This window comes from Acinetobacter sp. 3657 (genome assembly GCF_031456775.1).
GTDB lineage: Bacteria > Pseudomonadota > Gammaproteobacteria > Pseudomonadales > Moraxellaceae > Acinetobacter.
Genome location: NZ_JAVDVH010000010.1, coordinates 102543 through 118863, shown reverse-complemented (window position 1 = coordinate 118863; position 16321 = coordinate 102543). Strand labels below are relative to the sequence as shown.

Genomic DNA, 16321 nt, shown 5'->3' with positions numbered 1-16321 from the left:
TGAAGGCTTAGGTAGTGACCTAAAACAACGGCACCCACTGAATCCTGTTCTAGATTCAGTGCCATACCAAATAAGCCGCCGTCGAATTCGATCATTTCACCGTACATTGCATCTGCAAGACCGTGAATACGCACGATACCGTCAGATACCATGACGATGGTACCTTCATTCTTAGCGGTCGCGCTGGTGTCCAGATCGCTGATACGCTGTTTAATGAGCGCACTGATCTCGGATGGATTCAGTTGTTGCATTGCGCTATTCCTCAATCTTTTTTAAGTTCAGTCTTTTTGCTGTTAGGCAAGAAGACGAGTCCGCATTTTTTCAAGCTTGTTAAGCGCAGAGTCATCTATCACTTGGTCGCCTGCACGAATCACAACACCTGCGATGAGCGTTGGATCAACGTTCACAGTAACATGTACTGTTCTGTTAAAACGTTTTTCTAACGCATGAGCTAAAATATGCTCTTGTTTCGCATCCATTGGGAAAGCAGATTGAATCTCTACTTCCAACGTGTTGTTGTTCTGCGATTTAAGTAATTCATATTCTGCTGCGATTTCAGGTAACAATATTAAACGATCATTATCTGCAAGCAGTGTCAGAAAGTTCGACACCGATTGAGTTTGATCTTCACCTAGAATCTTAGCAAAAAGACCTACTTGCTCCGCAGGAGTCAGCTCAGGACGATTTAAATAAGCGGAAAATGCCTCATCTTGCACCGCAGCACTGAGCACTTGTAACGCATTTGACCAAGAGTCAGTTGCATTGTGCTCAGATGCATAAGCAAATGCTGCCTTAGCGTATGGGCGTGCCAACGTCAAGAATTCAGCCATATTTCCCTCGCTTAAAGTTTAGCAGCCAGCTGAGTCAGCATGGCATTATGAGCTTCTGCGTCAACTTGTTGGTTCAGAATTTTCTCTGCACCATCAACTGCCAAGGCAGCAACTTGTTGACGTAATTCTTCGCGAGCAGCATTGATGTCTTGATCAACAGTTTCTTTCGCCTGTTGACGAATACGTTCACCTTCAGCCGCAGCTTGGGTACGCGCTTCTTCGATCAATTGCGCTGCACGACGGTTCGCTTGTTCAATCAATTGAGCCGCTTGTGCTTTTGCTGCGTCGATCTCTTGCTTCACTTGTGATTGTGCATCAGCAAGGTCAGCTTTCGCTTTTTCAGCAGCATTTAAGCCATCAGCAATTTTACGCTGACGCTCACTAATTGCATTGATTAATGGTGGCCAAACAAACTTCATACAGAATGCGACAAATACCGCAAATGCAATCGCTTGGCCAATCAATGTGAGGTTGATATTCATTTCGCTATTCCTCAATATGTGGATTTAGGAATTAAGCTATTAACCTACAAATGGATTAGCGAAGATGAAGAACAAGCCAATACCAACACCGATCATAGGCACAGCATCAAGAAGACCCGCGATTAAGAACATACGAGTTTGAAGTTGTGGAGCCAATTCTGGTTGACGAGCTCCCGCTTCTAAGAAGCGGCCACCTAAAAGACCGAAACCAATCGCAGTACCTAAAGCACCGAAAGCGATCAAGATAGCAGATGCAATTGCAACTAGACCTAAAGTGAGTTCCATGAAAAATTCCTCAGAGGTTAGGTTATTACCAAATTAAACTAAAATTTAAGCCCAACCATCAACTGATGATCAGGCAATACCATTAATGCTTTTCGCTTGCCATGCTCAAGTAAACGATGGTCAGCATCATAAAGATAAATGCTTGCAACGTGATTACAAGAATGTGGAAAATAGCCCAAGGCACAGATAATGCCCACTGGATCCAGAACGGTAATAATGCGATCAAGATGAAGATCAACTCACCCGCATACATGTTACCGAACAGTCGAAGAGCCAACGAAACTGGACGAGCAAGGAAAGTTACTAATTCCAAAATTAAGTTCACTGGAATCAATAACGCTTTTGCAAATTTATTACTTGGGTTGAATGGGTTAAGTGCCAATTCACCGACGAAACCGCCGATCCCTTTCTCACGAACACTATAGAACAAGATCAATGCAAATACTGACAAGGACATACCTAGGGTAATGTTCGGGTCAGTAGTTGGTACGATCTTGAAGTAAACGTGGTGAGGGTCCATACCAAATACACTTGCACCAATCTGTTGAGCTAAATAAGGAATCCAGTCAACAGGGATTAAATCCATTAAGTTCATGAGGAAAATCCACACGAAAATGGTTAATGCCAATGGCGCAATTAAACGCGATTTGCCGTGGAAAGTATCACGAACACTTGAGTCCACAAACTCGATAATCATTTCAATTGCAGACTGGAATTTTGTTGGTACGCCTGCATTTGCAGCTTTCGCAACGATCCAGAACATTAAGCAAAAAATGATGCCAAGTCCGATAGACCAACCCATTGAATCCAAGTGAATTGCAGTGAACCCCATCGATTGAGCTTCTTCAGCAGTCTCAGCCAACTTCCATGAGCCGTCTGGCATTTTGCCATAGGTCATATTGGTCAAGTGATGCTTGATATACTCGGTCGAAGTCAGGGCATGTTCTTCAGCAGCCATAAATCACACCTGGTCAATGTCAATCATTAAAAGAAGGGCAATGAATATTGCGAACTGCGAATATCTCACGCTACCCTCCAAAAATCTCAAAAAAGTGTCTTACACTTGTTTTTGCAGACGTGTCACCCAAAATGGTGCAACCCACGACATCGCTTGAACAAGGATAAATCCACCAAACAATGCAACCGGTGATAGTGGTTCAACATTGTTTAAAATTAAAATAAAACCCACGATCACAATTGCAAACTTGCCGAGTATTCCTCGATACATGTTGAGCATGACTTGTTTTGATGCTCTTGCGCCCGCCGTTCTAAACGACTGCCAAGCAAAATAACAGTGTGCTAACCAACAAACCGAAGCCCCAAGCGCAGCACTCATCGCAGCAGTTATATCTTTCATCATCCATGCCAGCAAAGCTGCAATTGGAATCATACATGCTTGTAAGAAGACCAAAGCTTTTGCCAATCGTCGGTCAATCAATCGACTAGTCCGGCTCATTTTTTATCCACTCACAACATAACTGCTTGACAAGTTTTAATACGGATCGTTTCGAATCGCAGGCATTATAGAGTTACACCCCTGAACATGCAATCTTTTCTCGACCTAAGTCTGCTTTTTTCGTTACCCTATTTTCTGACGATAGAGTCAACGCTTTTTTAATTTTCTGATTAATTTTGGGTACTTAATACACATTTATCAGTTTTTGTAGCCAATTTCTTCCAAGCGGAGATAAAATTGTCCTCACCATTCATACTTTCATCCACAGTCTCAAAAATGACAGGATTCAGTCTTCGATACTGGCTACTGCTGGCTGAAATTTCAGCCAATAAACACATTTGTGTCTTAGGTCGACTGTCTTTTAAGTATTTAATTTGTGCAGCTGTAGGCGCAATATGTGGGTCATTGGTAAGTGCACCAGCAAACTTTAAATTCAATGCGCGTTCCAAGTATTGATAAGCATCATGGTATGACCAATAAGGTTTTGCTTTATTGCTTCCTTCATACTGTTGAGCAGCTTGTCGCATCTGTTGTGCGAAATCTCTAGCATTGGCTAAGTATTTGGCTTTATTTTCTGGGCACTGCTGTGAACGTAATGTCGCGATAAAAAAAGCAATACGTACTGCATTATTTGGTTCTAACCAAACATGACTGTCAATGGTATTTTCTAGTGACGCGCCACGTAAATTACGTTGCGGTAATATCGTTAAGATCCCCATATCTAATAACGCAACGGCTTTACGATTTTGATGTAGCAATCTCTCTAATGGGGCTTCGTGTGCTTTACCAAGCCACACCACCAAAGAAGCCTCTTGAATTGCTTTGCGATGTGCTGGTGTGAGTTGCACATCATGCCCAGTTTGATCACTGAGTAAAAGAACAGGTGTTTCTATCCCATTGGTGACTTCTTTTGCAATCAAATAAATAGGATGCGTTGAAACGACTAAACTTTGTGTCCAGCCCCATGTGCTTAACATTGAAAATGAGACAAACAGAAAAAGGCGCAACATCACAACACTACTCAACTTAGCAAAGCATGTTATAATATAACAAAAGTTAAAAAATACCTATGTCTATTTTTATATTCATCACGCCATTGCTTGCTCAGGCGACTTATATAGTTAGTTCCAAATGAATTGCATGTTATGATATACGGTCCGTTGACACTTCATAGATACTAGGCATCCGTCATCTATAGCGTAAGGTATTTTGACAACAAGCTTATCCGTGATAGATCAACCGACTCAAGGCAAACAATGAGGTCCATTTATGAGTTCTTGCTCACATGAACATGACAACGCTTTACACGGTGTTCATGGTCATCATGATATTAAAGCTCGACTCGCAGAGGCAGAACTTTTATGTGCTGCAACTGGCGCTCGACTGACTCCTCTACGTAAAGAAGTCCTTGAACTGATATTAAATGCATCTGCACCTATGGGTGCTTATGACTTATTGGCAAAAATTAAAGGTCAAGCAGACCGCCCTGCTGCGCCGCCGACGGTATACAGAACATTGGATTTCTTATTAGAAAAGGGACTGATCCATCGTTTAACGTCGATTAATGCTTATATTCCGTGTTGCCACCCACGTGAAGGACATCAAGCTGCGTTTTTAATTTGTACTGAATGCCGCTCTGTCAAAGAGGCTTCCGCACAAGGGCTGCTTCAACAACTTGATCAACTTGCTCACTCTGATCAATTTTCAGCTCAACACAGCATCATTGAAATTTCGGGAAAATGTCATCAGTGCAGCACATCGCAGTAAGCTCTCCCCTGATTCAGTTGGAAAATATCTCTGTCCAACGTGATGAGCGCGTTATTTTGAGAAATGTTGATTTTGCACTACAAGCAAAAGAAATTGTGACGCTGATTGGTCCGAATGGCGCTGGTAAGTCAACACTCATCAAAGTATTACTGGGCATCATGTCGCCCAATCAAGGCAAAGTTCACTTTGCTAAAAAACTTAAGATGGCCTATGTTCCACAGAAGTTCAATCCATCTGCTAGTCTACCGTTACGTGTTCAGGACTTACTCGATTTAGAAATTTGTGCAGCAAGTTTACGCCAAGAAATCATGGCGGATACAGGCATTCTGCAATTACAACATTCAAAAGTACAACAACTCTCTGGCGGTGAACGTCAACGCGTGTTACTGGCGCGTGCTTTATTGCGCCAACCTGATATTTTGGTGCTGGATGAACCGATGCAAGGCTTAGACATCCAATCTGAAGCAGAGCTATATGAATATGTCCGCAGCTTGCCCGAGCGATTTGGTTGTGCCGTACTCATGGTTTCGCATGACTTACAATGGGTCATGCAAGGGACACATCGTGTTGTGTGTCTGAATAAACATATTTGCTGTAGCGGTTTGCCTGAAAGCATTCAACAGCATCCTGAATACCAAGCTATTTTTGGGACGCAACGCATGTTCTATCAGCACCATCATGATGATTGTGCACATAGCGATCATGTCGAACCATGTACACATGACCCACGCCCTCACATTCACCCTGAACCAAAGGTCTAAGCAATGATGGAATGGTTACAACTGCTGCTCCCTGCTTGGATTATGGGTACACTTCTGGTATTTCTAACCGCCCCTTTGGGCTGCTTGATGCTCTGGCGCAGAATGTCATTCTTCGCCGATACCATGGCACACGGCACCTTACTCGGTGTTGCCATTGCAGGCATACTGAATTTACCTTTTTGGCTTGGTGTTGCGTGTTTAGCCGTCTTGCTGGTTGCTATTTTATGGATTTTGCACGATTCGCGCCTGCCCAATGATGCACTGCTTGCTTTATGCTCAGCCACCTTACTTTGTTCAGGTTTATTACTGATCCAACAAATTCCAAGCTTACGCCCAGAACTATTAAGCTACTTGTTTGGTGATTTACTCAGTGTTGAATGGGCTGAATTGCCAATCTTTGCTGTGGTGATTGCGGGCGCACTTATCGCGCTATATCGCTCTTGGTCGGCACAGATTCAAATTGCGATCGACCCAGATGTTGCCATGAGTGAAGGCGTAAACGCACACTGGCAACGTTTGATTTTCATGTTGCTACTGGCATTGTTTACCGTGCTGGCATTACGTGCAGTCGGTTCGTTACTGATGGGCGCACTATTAGTTATTCCAGCGCTGAGTGCTCGCTTATTGGCACATTCCCCTAAACAAATGGTGATTTGGGCATTTATATTGGCTCAATTTGGCATCACGGTTGGCCTATGGTCAAGTGCGGCATTAAACATTGCCACTGGCTTAAGTATTGTCTTATGTATGGCACTTTGTTTTGCGCTAATTTTCACAGCACAAAAATTGAAAAGTCGATCACAATCAATTTAAACCCTGTTTAGCTTGATTGCTGAATCGCACTAAGCAATAGTGCGGCACAACCAAACATCATCGCAAAGCCTCGATTTAAATACTTTTGTTGCCTAGGCGAACGCAATAATCTCAATACTTTTGAAGCCAAACCGGTATATCCCGCCATCACCATCAGATCAATCGCCACCATCGTTGACGCCATGATCAAGTATTGCAGCCATTGTGGTCGAGATAAATCTAAAAACTGAGGCAACACCGCCAATAAAAATACAATTGCTTTGGGATTACTGATATTCACCACAAAACCATTGAGCATTAGATTTAAGGCCGATTTATGCTTTTGTTCATGTTCAATTTGAATCGCTTTAATCGGTGCAGTCCATTGTTGATATGCTAAATAGATCAGATAGCCCACCCCAAACCACTTCACCGCTTGAAACGCCAATGGCGTCGTCGCAAAAAGCACCCCTACCCCAGCCGCAACAATCATGATTTGAATCAGCAGTGCAATCTGTAATCCAATCACATTCCAATACCCATGCTTAAACCCATAGTTCAAGCCATTGGACATCGAAGCAATTGCACCTGCACCCGGCGAAACACTAATCGCACAGCATGCCAACATAAAAGCAAACCAGACCTGTAAAGACATAATCAAAGAGCAAAATAAAAGTTGAATTATACCGTTTTATTGAGTGCAAGCAGTACTTTTTTTAGTCGATAAAAAATGAACAAAAAAATTGTTAAGTCCTACTTAGATCAGGCACAATGACTCCCTTTTTTGCCGCCTTAAAAATGACTAAGGAGATCTTAATGGCTGCTCAATCTGTCATTCTTCCACTACCTTCTGATCATGCGCGTTTTATTGTTCTCCGTTTAAAAGATTTAACGATCGCTGAATTAAAACGACAAATTTCAGCGCTGCTTTTAACTCGTGATCGCTTGATCACCCAACACCCAGATGCTCAGATCAAAACTGCGATCGCCTTCGGTCCTGAACTTTGGTCCAAATTGTACCCACAAACACCTGATGGGTTTAAACAACTTGATCCTGAGCAAGGTGCTTTCAATATGCCTGTGGTGCCAGCAGATGTATTTATTCACATCGCAAGTGCACGGGCTGATTTATGCTTTGCAATGAGCCAATCGTTCTTTGCAGGTATTCAAGATAAAGTTGAAGTGCTCGATGAGCGTGCTTGTTTCCGCCAATTTGATGGTCGTGATTTAACTGGTTTTATTGACGGAACTGAAAATCCGCAATTCCCCGATGATCGTGCCGAAGCAACATTGCTACCCGAATCCGCTGGTATCTTCCAAGCGGGTAGTTTTATTTTCGTACAACGTTATGTACACGATTTAGCGAAATGGCAACAACTGAAAGTCGATGCACAAGAACATGTGATTGGACGCACCAAGCTTGAATCAATTGAGCTAGATGACGAGATAAAACCTGAAAATGCGCATGTTGCTCGTACAGTGGTTGAGGATGATGAAGGTGAGGAAATGGAAATCTTGCGCCACAGCTTGCCTTATGGTGATGGAAAAGGTGAACAAGGCTTGTTCTTCGTTGCTTACACCAATAATTTAACGATTATTGATGCGATGTTAAAACGCATGTTTGGGACAGCAGGTGATGGTATTCATGACCGTTTACTGCACTTCACAACGGCTGTGGATGGTGCTTATTATTTCGCACCAAGCCATACCTTACTGGAACAAATTCTAGAAGATTAAAACAGTAAGATGCTATGCCATTGGCTGGTGTAGCATCTTTATGATCGCCACCAAACAAAGCGCTCAAAAAAGATTGACGGAATATGCGAATTCCCTGCATAGACTCTCCCCTTAAGCCATCAAAATTTGCTATATTTAACGTTTTTCCGCGACATTTATTTCGGTAACTATGAATACGGCAATACAAGCAGCTCTTGATCATGCGGTACAATCCCTTCAACAACAAGGTGTACTCCCTTCAGATTGGACAAACACGAGCCATTTAACCCGTACCAAAGACCGAAGTCACGGAGACTTTGCTTCCAATATTGCCATGATCGGCTCTAAAGCAGCAGGCATGAAGCCACGTGATCTTGCTGAAAAGATTTTAGCAGCACTGCCTGAAGTCGCTGACATTAACAAAGCAGAAATCGCAGGTCCTGGTTTTATTAACTTCTTTTTAAATGCAGACCAGCGCTTTGCTGTGCTCGATCAGATTCATGCACAAAAAGATCAATATGGTCGCAGCCAAGCCAATGCAGCCAAAAAAATTCAAGTCGAGTTTGTGTCTGCAAACCCAACCTCTAGCCTACATGTCGGGCATGGTCGTGGTGCAGCGTATGGTATGACGGTTGCAAACCTATTAGAAGCCACAGGTGCTCAAGTTGACCGTGAATACTATGTTAACGATGCAGGTCGTCAAATGGATATTTTGGCAACTTCAACCTATTTACGTTATTTAGAACTTACGGGTCAAACACTGGTCTTTCCTAAAAATGCTTATCAAGGCGATTATGTCAAAGAAATCGCACAAAGCATTATTGACCAAGATGGTGATGCGCATGTTCGCCCAGTCGCTGACATCTATAAAGATGTGCCAGAAGACGTTCAATACGCAGAAGAATTAGATGCTGAAGGCAACAAAGTTGTGCTTTCTGGTGATAAAGAAAAACATATCGATGGTTTAATCGCAAATTCACAACAACAGTTAGCTGAAGGTTATCGCGTTTTCCATCAAGCAGCATTACATGCCATTTTAGATGACATCAAAGATGATCTTGCTGACTTTGGCGTAACCTTTGATGAATGGTTTAGTGAAGCATCATTGGCCGACAAGATTGATGAAGCGCTCACAACTTTAGATCAACGTGGCTTCCTCTATGAAAAAGATGGCAACATCTGGTTTAAATCAACTGAATTTGGTGATGAAAAAGACCGTGTTGTAAAGCGTCGCAATGGTCAAACCACTTACTTTGCATCAGACATTGCCTACCACCTCAATAAATTACAACGTGGTTATACTGATCTGATTGATATTTGGGGTTCAGACCACCACGGTTATATCTCTCGTGTGAAAGCGGCGATTGATGCGATGGGTTATGACTCGAAGAAGTTAACTGTTCTTTTGGTTCAATTCGTCAGCTTATGGCGTGGTGGCGAGATGGTACAAATGTCATCTCGTTCAGGTCAGTTCGTGACTTTGCGTGATTTACGTAAGGAAGTCGGTAACGACGCTGCGCGTTTCTACTACGTGATGCGTAAATCTGAGCAGCACATTGACTTTGACTTAGACCTTGCAGTTTCACAAAGTAAAGACAATGCGGTGTATTACATTCAATATGCATATGCACGTGTAAACAGTATTGTGAATCGCGCTAAAGAAAAAGGCATTGCATTTGATGTGACATCTGCACGACAAGTTGCTGATCTGTTAACTTTAGATACTGAAACAGAAATTCTTGCGAAATTAGCGGCTTATCCTGAAGTTGTGGTACGAGCTGCGAATGTATGTGAACCACATCAGATCGGTACTTATTTGAAAGATTTAGCTGCGCTATTCCATGGTTGGTATGCACAAGATGGTGTGAAGTTTGTAGATGAAACAAATATTTCATTATCACAAGCCCGTTTATTATTATCAATAAACGTACAGCAAGTGATTCGAAATGGTTTAACATTACTAGGTGTGTCCACTCCTGAGACCATGTAAGCAAAGCAACGCTTTGCATGGTCGCAAGACGAGAGCTATGCTCGCAGTAAAGATGTAAGCAAAGCAACACTTTGCACATTGTCGCAAGACCTTGCGCCATATATGGCTCATATGCTGGAGTAAGCTGTAACAAGCAAAGCAACACTCTTACACAAGAGTAAGTAAAATACAGTAAACAAAGCATTATTTTAAATATAATGCTTTGTTTCCCAGAAGATTCAAGCTAGAAATAACATAATAGAATCAAGAGGAATTTCAGGTGTTTGGAAAAACGCAACGTGGTGTATCTGAACGACCAAATAAGCCCAAAAAACCGCTTATTCCGAAATGGCTAGGCATGTTTGTCGCCATTCTAGCGATCCTATGTGCCGCAGTCATGTTGATGCTCTGGCAGCCATGGCAACCTGTCCCTACAAAAACTCAGGTGCCTGCTGAACACTATCAAGAAGAAAACACCAACAAAGATTATCGTTTCTACGACTTGTTGCCACAACAACAAGTGACTCCGATTCCACAACAAGCTGTGCCTGAAACCAAACAACAAGGCAATATTGTGATTATTGAATCACCTAGAGTCGAAACAACAGAAGATTCAGCCAATCTCACCGCAAGTGAGCAAACACCGCCTGCACCGACCACCTATATTCTACAAGTCCGTAGCTATCCTGATCCTGATAGCGCAGATGCGCGTCGTGCAGAAATTATTCTAAATGGATTGTCTGCCGATGTGGTGAGAACTGTTGAAAATGGTCAGACATGGTACCGCGTGTTTTCTGGTCCGTATGATAGCCAAGAAGCTGCTTTAGCTGCACAACAAACACTACAGCATAGTGGCATTGATTCGATTGTCATTAAACGCTAGTCACATGATTTTAAATAAAAAAGGAACGAAAAATCGTTCCTTTTTTGCATCTCAACCACTCATGCACATTCAGAATCTAAACTCTTTTGCTCTGTGCGTTGAAAGGCTGCACGCTCCTGAACACGTTGTACAAAAGCTTGAATATGCGGATATTTGCCATGTAATCGATTTTGAATAGCAATGAGTGGGAATGCCATCTGAATATCAGCAAAAGAAAAATCCCCTGCAAAATAATCATGTTCTGACAAATAATTCTCAAGATAAAGAATATGCTCTTTTACACGCGGGCGAACAAAACCGGCTTTAACACCATCTGTAATCTTCTGAGCAATTGGGCGAATCACCCACGGCACGTGTTTACTTACACTATTCATCACCAAAGTCATCACCAATAATGGCATCAGAGAGCCTTCTGCATAATGCATCCAATAAGCATATTGCATCTGATCTTTAGCACTTTGTGGTTTGAATCTTTGCTGTTCATCATACTTTTGTTGCAGATAATCCAAAATCACAGCAGATTCAACAATCACCTGCCCATCATCCACTAAAATTGGCGCTTTGCCCAATGGGTGAATCTGTTTTAGGCTTTCTGGCGCGGTATAACTGGATGACCTTTGATAATATTCAACATGGCAATCCAAACCCAGTTCTTCTAATGCCCACAATATACGAAATGAGCGCGAGCATTGTAGATAATGTAAGGTAATCATTTTTGTGCCTGCTTTTTTGCTGTGTGATTGCTGTTTTGATCCCTCTAACAATCACACTTAGAATTATGTTTTGCCCAAGCACAATAGCACTTTAGTCTTAAAGAATCACGGTCTCTATGTCTAAACTGCGTAACAAAGTTTTAGTCACTGGTGTTTTGCTACAGACATTGAGAAGCTTTTCTTTTAAGTCTTGTGAAATAGGTTGCGTAAAGATTACGCGGCGCTGTATTTTTTCCTGTTGTTCGCGATTAGTATGAAAATCGACCTCAACTTGAAAATCATCCAACTCTATTTCCTTGTGTTTGGCATACATCCGCAAGGTAATCATGGTACATGATGCCAAACTCGCTGTGAGGAAATCATAAGGTGCGGGACCAGTATCGTGTCCGCCAGCAGCTTCTGGCTTATCGGTGAGAAATTGATGTGTACCACTCGTCACCTCACCTTTCCACGGTGCTGCCAAAGTCTGTACTTTTGCACTTGCAATCACACTCATTTCGACGCCCTCATTTGATCAGGTAATACTGGTGCTTCTAAGCGTTTGCCTTGATAGTCAGTAATCTCGCCAAAGCGCGCATCGTGATTAATCCAATCTTGGCGTGCTTGTTTTAAATCATCCATAGTACGTGCTACAAAATTCCACCACAGTAAAATAGGTGACTCAAAGGGTTCACCACCAATCAATAACACACGATGACCTTTTGTCAGCTCCACTGATATTTCAGTTAAACCTTTTTCCAAGACCACCATATTGTCTATGTTTAGCTCATGACCATTGACGCAAGCCGTTCCCTCAAGTGCCATAAAGGCATATTCAAACTCTGGGTTTAACGGAATACGTGTTTTGGTATCGGCTTGGGCGGTGAGATCTACACCCACCAAAGGGGTATGCACTTTCACAGGTGATAACGTTTCTAAAAAGTCACCGACCAACACCGTAAACTCGACTTGGTCTTTGGTGACCACAGGCAATTCTGGATAATGTTCAAAGTTCGGTTCCATATCACGCTTATCATCTGGCAATGCAATCCAGAGCTGTGCCGCATGCATTTTGGTTTCAGTATCAGGGGCAACTTCAGTATGCGAAATCCCACGCCCTGCCGTCATAAGGTTGACTTGTTTTGGACGGATCAATTGTTTTGAACCCAGACTATCGGTATGCATCATGGTGCCTTCAATCATCCATGTGAATGTCTGCAAACCAATATGTGGATGTGGCCCCACATCTAAACCATCACCTGCGGGAAACGTAACAGGCCCGGCATGATCAAGGAAACACCACGCTCCCACTAGGCGTTTCTGTCGACTTGGCAAAGCACGCTTAATCACGGTGCCCTTGCCAATTTCAGCCGAACGAATTGTAAAATCTTGAATAAATTGATTGATATAAGTTTCGCAGTCTTTTGAATCAGAAATATCGTAATCGTTGTTATTGCTCATGATATCGCTCTCTTTTTTACCTATGCTATTGCAATGAGTTGTTTTATTGATCTTAACAATACACACACCAATCAATATAGTCTTTTAGTAATACGCAGAGTGTCATGAATGAGATAATCTATTTTTAGAGGGCACAAGAGAATACACAATGGGGTTAAGCGATTTCTGTCTGCCCCACTTGATGATAAGCGCGATTGAAATAAACTAAACTTTGATCGTGCTGACTTTGTTGAATCGCAACAATAGGACAAATAAAAATAGTGTGCGTTCCGACTTGTTGAATTTGCTCAATCTCACAATCAAAACTCACCAAAGCATCATTTAAAACGGGTGCACCAGTTTCCAATTCTGTCCAAATCCCATGTTTAAATCGTTCTTCTGGACCTAACTTAGACGAAAATACTTTGGAAACATGTTCATGATGTGCACCTAAAACATTCACGGTTAAAATTTTGTTTTCTACAAAATGCACATGTGAGCTAGAGGCTTGATTCATACAGACCAACAATGTCGGAGGCGTATCAGTAACACTACACACGGCAGAGGCAGTAAATCCATATCGACCAGATAAGCCTGCCGTAGTCACGACACTAATTGCACTGGTTAACAAAGACATTGCATTTCTAAAGTCTGTTGCTTCAATCATCACATTGTTCCTAAATTGCACCTTAGTTTTGAGATTTAGTGATACCAAGCTATTCCGTCACGCAAGCACTTCATCTTTATGGAGTGGGATGAGCAGTTTGATCATGAAAAAATCCAATCAAACTGCCTCATCCCTTTACACATACGATTTTGGTAAGTATTAAGCAGAAAGTTCTCTACGGATGATTTCCGCACCTGCACTTAAAGCATTGAGCTTGCCTCTTGCGACTTCACGTGCTAAAGGCGCCATGCCACAGTTGGTCGATGGGTAGAGCTTGTCAGCATCAACAAACTGAAGCGCTTTACGTAAGGTATCCGCAACTTGTTCAGGTGTTTCAATTTGATTGGTTGCCACATCGATCGCACCCACCATCACTTTCTTGCCTCGAATCAATTCAATCAGATCCATTGGCACGCGTGAGTTTTGGCATTCTAACGAAACGATATCAATCTTGGATTTTTGCAGTTTTGGGAATGCTTCTTCATATTGACGCCACTCTGAACCGAGTGTCTTTTTCCAATCAGTATTGGCTTTGATGCCATAGCCATAGCAAATATGAACTGCAGTTTCACACTTAAGACCTTCGAGCGCTCTTTCTAAAGTGGCAACACCCCAATCGTTCACTTCATCAAAAAACACATTAAATGCTGGCTCATCAAACTGAATGATATCTACACCTGCGGCTTCTAACTCTCTCGCTTCTTGATTAAGAATTTTGGCAAATTCCCAAGCAAGTTTTTCACGACTTTTATAATGCCCATCATAAAGCGTATCAATCATAGTCATCGGACCAGGCAACGCCCATTTGATCGGTTGCTTGGTTTGCTGACGTAAAAATTTGGCATCTTCAACAAAAACAGGTTTTTGACGACTCACTGCACCTACAACTGACGGTACACTCGCATCATAACGATCACGGATTCGAACCGTCTCACGTTTTTCAAAATCTACACCGTCAAGATGTTCAATAAAAGTGGTGACAAAATGCTGACGGGTTTGTTCACCATCGCTAACGATGTCAATGCCTGCATGCTGCTGTTCTTGCAACGACAAACGTAACGCATCTTGTTTGCCGTGAATCAGTTCTTCATCTTGTAACTTCCAAGGTGACCAAAGCTTTTCTGGTTCTGCAAGCCAAGATGGTTTTGGTAAGCTGCCAGCTGTTGAAGTCGGTAATAATATTTTCATCGTCAATCATCTTCTCAATATGAATAGTTAAACAGCAGCACAGTTTTGATCAGCGTAGTTCTTCGCCCACTGCTCAAGAATATTCTGATAGGGTTTGATGAACTGCTCTTCAACGAATTTGCCTTGTTCAATCGCCAATCGGCTACGCTCTTCTCGGTCATACACAATGCGAGTAAGTGAATAATCTTGGTTCTTCAAACTCGGTTGATAAGATGTTCCTGCCGCAGCGTTAGCGTTGTAAATCTCAGGACGATAAATTTTTTGGAAGCTTTCCATGGTACTAATTGTGCTGATCAACTCAAGATTGGTGTAATCACTTAACAAATCACCTGAGAAATAGAATGCCAAAGGCGCAACGCTATTTGGCGGCATAAAGTAACGAACTTTTAAGCCCATTTTTTGGAAATATTCATCGGTTAAAGAGTATTCATCTTGCAGGTATTCGACACCCAAAACTGGATGTTGATTATCACTACGTTGATAGACCTTACTGCTCGAAACACTGAGGCAGATCACAGGCTGTTTTTTGAAGTTTGCTTTGTAAGTATCAGAGTTAATAAAGCTCTTAAACAAGTTGCCATGTAGATCACCAAAGTTTTCTGGTGTTTTGAATTCAGACTGATTTTTATTATGATCAAGCAATAACACACTAAAATCATAGTCACGTACGTAAGAAGAAAAATTATTCCCGACAATGCCTTCAATGCGCTGATTGTTTTTTTTATCAACAATATTGGTTTTTAATATTTCAATCAAAGGCAATGCATTTGTATTGCTTTCAGCATCAATTTTCATTTCAACGGAAATAATTTCAAGTTCGACAGAATAGCGATCGCTATTTGGGTTATCCCAATGTGCCAAAGTATTGAAACGATTGTCGATCATTTTTAAAGTATTGCGTAAATTTTCTTGACGACTTTCGCCTCTAGCCAAATTCGCAAAGTTGGTGGTAATGCGAGTATTGTCTGAAGGGCGATAGTCTTCATCGAAACGAATACTCTTAAGCGTAAATTTAAATTCTTTACTCATTGATCTGACACCCTAATTTCCGTGATAAATCTAATTTCTTTATGATGTGATTTATACCCGATTCACAACATGAATAAAAATGATTTAGTTTCATAGAAAAGTGAGTAAAATTCATCTTTTTAGATTTATTATTTATTAACAATCTCTTGCGTAAATGTAGAGCCGCTTAGATTAGTAATTAAGGGTGTAATTAAACAGGTTTCATGTTTGAAGTGATGGGGTGGGGCTTTTTAGGTGCAACTTTTTTACTGTAATGTCAGATTATTAAGAATAAGAAAAGTGGGGAAAGTTTCCTATAGCCCCATTATGTAGAATAGTTCTAACTTTTCATTTTTTTAAATTAGTATTAATAATATAACGAAGT

19 protein-coding genes and 1 pseudogene are annotated in these 16321 nt (G+C 41.7%); 6 read left to right on the top strand and 14 right to left on the bottom strand.

All coding sequences use genetic code 11. The annotated features are described in order from the left end of the window. The 7 genes and pseudogenes from J2Y37_RS12020 to J2Y37_RS11990 form a co-directional block, all read right to left on the bottom strand. Nucleotides 1-251: pseudogene (locus J2Y37_RS12020) on the bottom strand (F0F1 ATP synthase subunit alpha); the annotation flags it as partial. A 42-nt stretch (nt 252-293) separates the two neighbouring features. Then, a complete protein-coding gene (locus J2Y37_RS12015) occupies nt 294-830 on the bottom strand; it encodes a F0F1 ATP synthase subunit delta (protein ID WP_004668108.1) in 537 nt (178 codons plus the stop codon). A gap of 11 nt (nt 831-841) precedes the next feature. Then, the gene (locus tag J2Y37_RS12010) at nt 842-1312 is read right to left on the bottom strand and encodes a F0F1 ATP synthase subunit B (RefSeq protein WP_004668107.1); all 471 of its coding nucleotides are present in this window, start codon (nt 1310-1312) and stop codon (nt 842-844) included. Nucleotides 1313-1351: 39 nt separating this feature from the next. Continuing rightward, on the bottom strand, nt 1352-1597 hold the full coding sequence (gene atpE / locus J2Y37_RS12005; protein ID WP_349032968.1) for a F0F1 ATP synthase subunit C: 246 nt from the start codon (nt 1595-1597) through the stop codon (nt 1352-1354). A gap of 82 nt (nt 1598-1679) precedes the next feature. After that, nucleotides 1680-2555 (bottom strand): F0F1 ATP synthase subunit A, encoded by an 876-nt coding sequence (atpB, locus tag J2Y37_RS12000; RefSeq protein ID WP_004668106.1) that lies wholly within the window; start codon nt 2553-2555, stop codon nt 1680-1682. Between the two features lie 99 nt (nt 2556-2654). Next, the gene (locus J2Y37_RS11995; protein WP_004668105.1) at nt 2655-3053 is read right to left on the bottom strand and encodes an ATP synthase subunit I; all 399 of its coding nucleotides are present in this window, start codon (nt 3051-3053) and stop codon (nt 2655-2657) included. Nucleotides 3054-3223: 170 nt separating this feature from the next. Continuing rightward, on the bottom strand, nt 3224-4063 hold the full coding sequence (locus J2Y37_RS11990; RefSeq protein ID WP_349032967.1) for a zinc ABC transporter substrate-binding protein: 840 nt from the start codon (nt 4061-4063) through the stop codon (nt 3224-3226). Nucleotides 4064-4322: 259 nt separating this feature from the next. Here J2Y37_RS11990 and J2Y37_RS11985 point away from each other — a divergent pair, with 259 nt between their 5' ends. The 3 genes from J2Y37_RS11985 to znuB are packed head-to-tail and all read left to right on the top strand — an operon-like array spanning nt 4323 to nt 6394. Further along, nucleotides 4323-4820, top strand: a complete 498-nt coding sequence (locus J2Y37_RS11985; RefSeq protein WP_349032966.1) for a transcriptional repressor — start codon at nt 4323-4325, stop codon at nt 4818-4820. Further along, on the top strand, nt 4793-5581 hold the full coding sequence (gene znuC, locus J2Y37_RS11980; RefSeq protein WP_349032965.1) for a zinc ABC transporter ATP-binding protein ZnuC: 789 nt from the start codon (nt 4793-4795) through the stop codon (nt 5579-5581). Before J2Y37_RS11985 ends, znuC begins: the two co-directional genes overlap by 28 nt. A gap of 3 nt (nt 5582-5584) precedes the next feature. After that, the gene (gene znuB, locus J2Y37_RS11975; RefSeq protein ID WP_005194582.1) at nt 5585-6394 is read left to right on the top strand and encodes a zinc ABC transporter permease subunit ZnuB; all 810 of its coding nucleotides are present in this window, start codon (nt 5585-5587) and stop codon (nt 6392-6394) included. A gap of 7 nt (nt 6395-6401) precedes the next feature. Here the strand turns inward: znuB and J2Y37_RS11970 are convergent, their stop codons facing one another. Next, the gene (locus J2Y37_RS11970) at nt 6402-7028 is read right to left on the bottom strand and encodes a LysE family transporter (RefSeq protein WP_349032964.1); all 627 of its coding nucleotides are present in this window, start codon (nt 7026-7028) and stop codon (nt 6402-6404) included. A gap of 161 nt (nt 7029-7189) precedes the next feature. On the opposite strand from J2Y37_RS11970, the gene J2Y37_RS11965 reads away from it, so the two are divergent. From J2Y37_RS11965 to J2Y37_RS11955, 3 genes are all read left to right on the top strand, one after another. Then, nucleotides 7190-8110, top strand: coding sequence for a Dyp-type peroxidase (locus J2Y37_RS11965; RefSeq protein ID WP_349032963.1), 921 nt, complete (start codon nt 7190-7192; stop codon nt 8108-8110). A 169-nt stretch (nt 8111-8279) separates the two neighbouring features. Further along, a complete protein-coding gene (gene argS, locus J2Y37_RS11960; RefSeq protein WP_349032962.1) occupies nt 8280-10079 on the top strand; it encodes an arginine--tRNA ligase in 1800 nt (599 codons plus the stop codon). 259 nt (nt 10080-10338) lie between these two features. Further along, complete coding sequence (locus tag J2Y37_RS11955; protein ID WP_005194574.1) at nt 10339-10941, top strand: SPOR domain-containing protein; 603 nt, start codon at nt 10339-10341, stop codon at nt 10939-10941. A gap of 59 nt (nt 10942-11000) precedes the next feature. On the opposite strand, the gene J2Y37_RS11950 is transcribed toward J2Y37_RS11955, so the two are convergent. From J2Y37_RS11950 to J2Y37_RS11925, 6 genes are all read right to left on the bottom strand, one after another. Next, nucleotides 11001-11654 (bottom strand): glutathione S-transferase, encoded by a 654-nt coding sequence (locus tag J2Y37_RS11950; protein ID WP_005194573.1) that lies wholly within the window; start codon nt 11652-11654, stop codon nt 11001-11003. A gap of 97 nt (nt 11655-11751) precedes the next feature. After that, nucleotides 11752-12150, bottom strand: a complete 399-nt coding sequence (locus J2Y37_RS11945) for an OsmC family protein (protein ID WP_349032961.1) — start codon at nt 12148-12150, stop codon at nt 11752-11754. Further along, nucleotides 12147-13094, bottom strand: coding sequence for a pirin family protein (locus J2Y37_RS11940; RefSeq protein WP_349032960.1), 948 nt, complete (start codon nt 13092-13094; stop codon nt 12147-12149). Before J2Y37_RS11940 ends, J2Y37_RS11945 begins: the two co-directional genes overlap by 4 nt. A 154-nt stretch (nt 13095-13248) precedes the next feature. After that, on the bottom strand, nt 13249-13740 hold the full coding sequence (locus tag J2Y37_RS11935; RefSeq protein ID WP_349032959.1) for a flavin reductase: 492 nt from the start codon (nt 13738-13740) through the stop codon (nt 13249-13251). A 159-nt stretch (nt 13741-13899) separates the two neighbouring features. Continuing rightward, a complete protein-coding gene (locus J2Y37_RS11930) occupies nt 13900-14928 on the bottom strand; it encodes a methionine synthase (protein WP_349032958.1) in 1029 nt (342 codons plus the stop codon). Nucleotides 14929-14955: 27 nt separating this feature from the next. Further along, nucleotides 14956-15957, bottom strand: coding sequence for a DUF1852 domain-containing protein (locus tag J2Y37_RS11925; protein ID WP_349032957.1), 1002 nt, complete (start codon nt 15955-15957; stop codon nt 14956-14958). Nucleotides 15958-16321 lie beyond the last annotated feature (364 nt).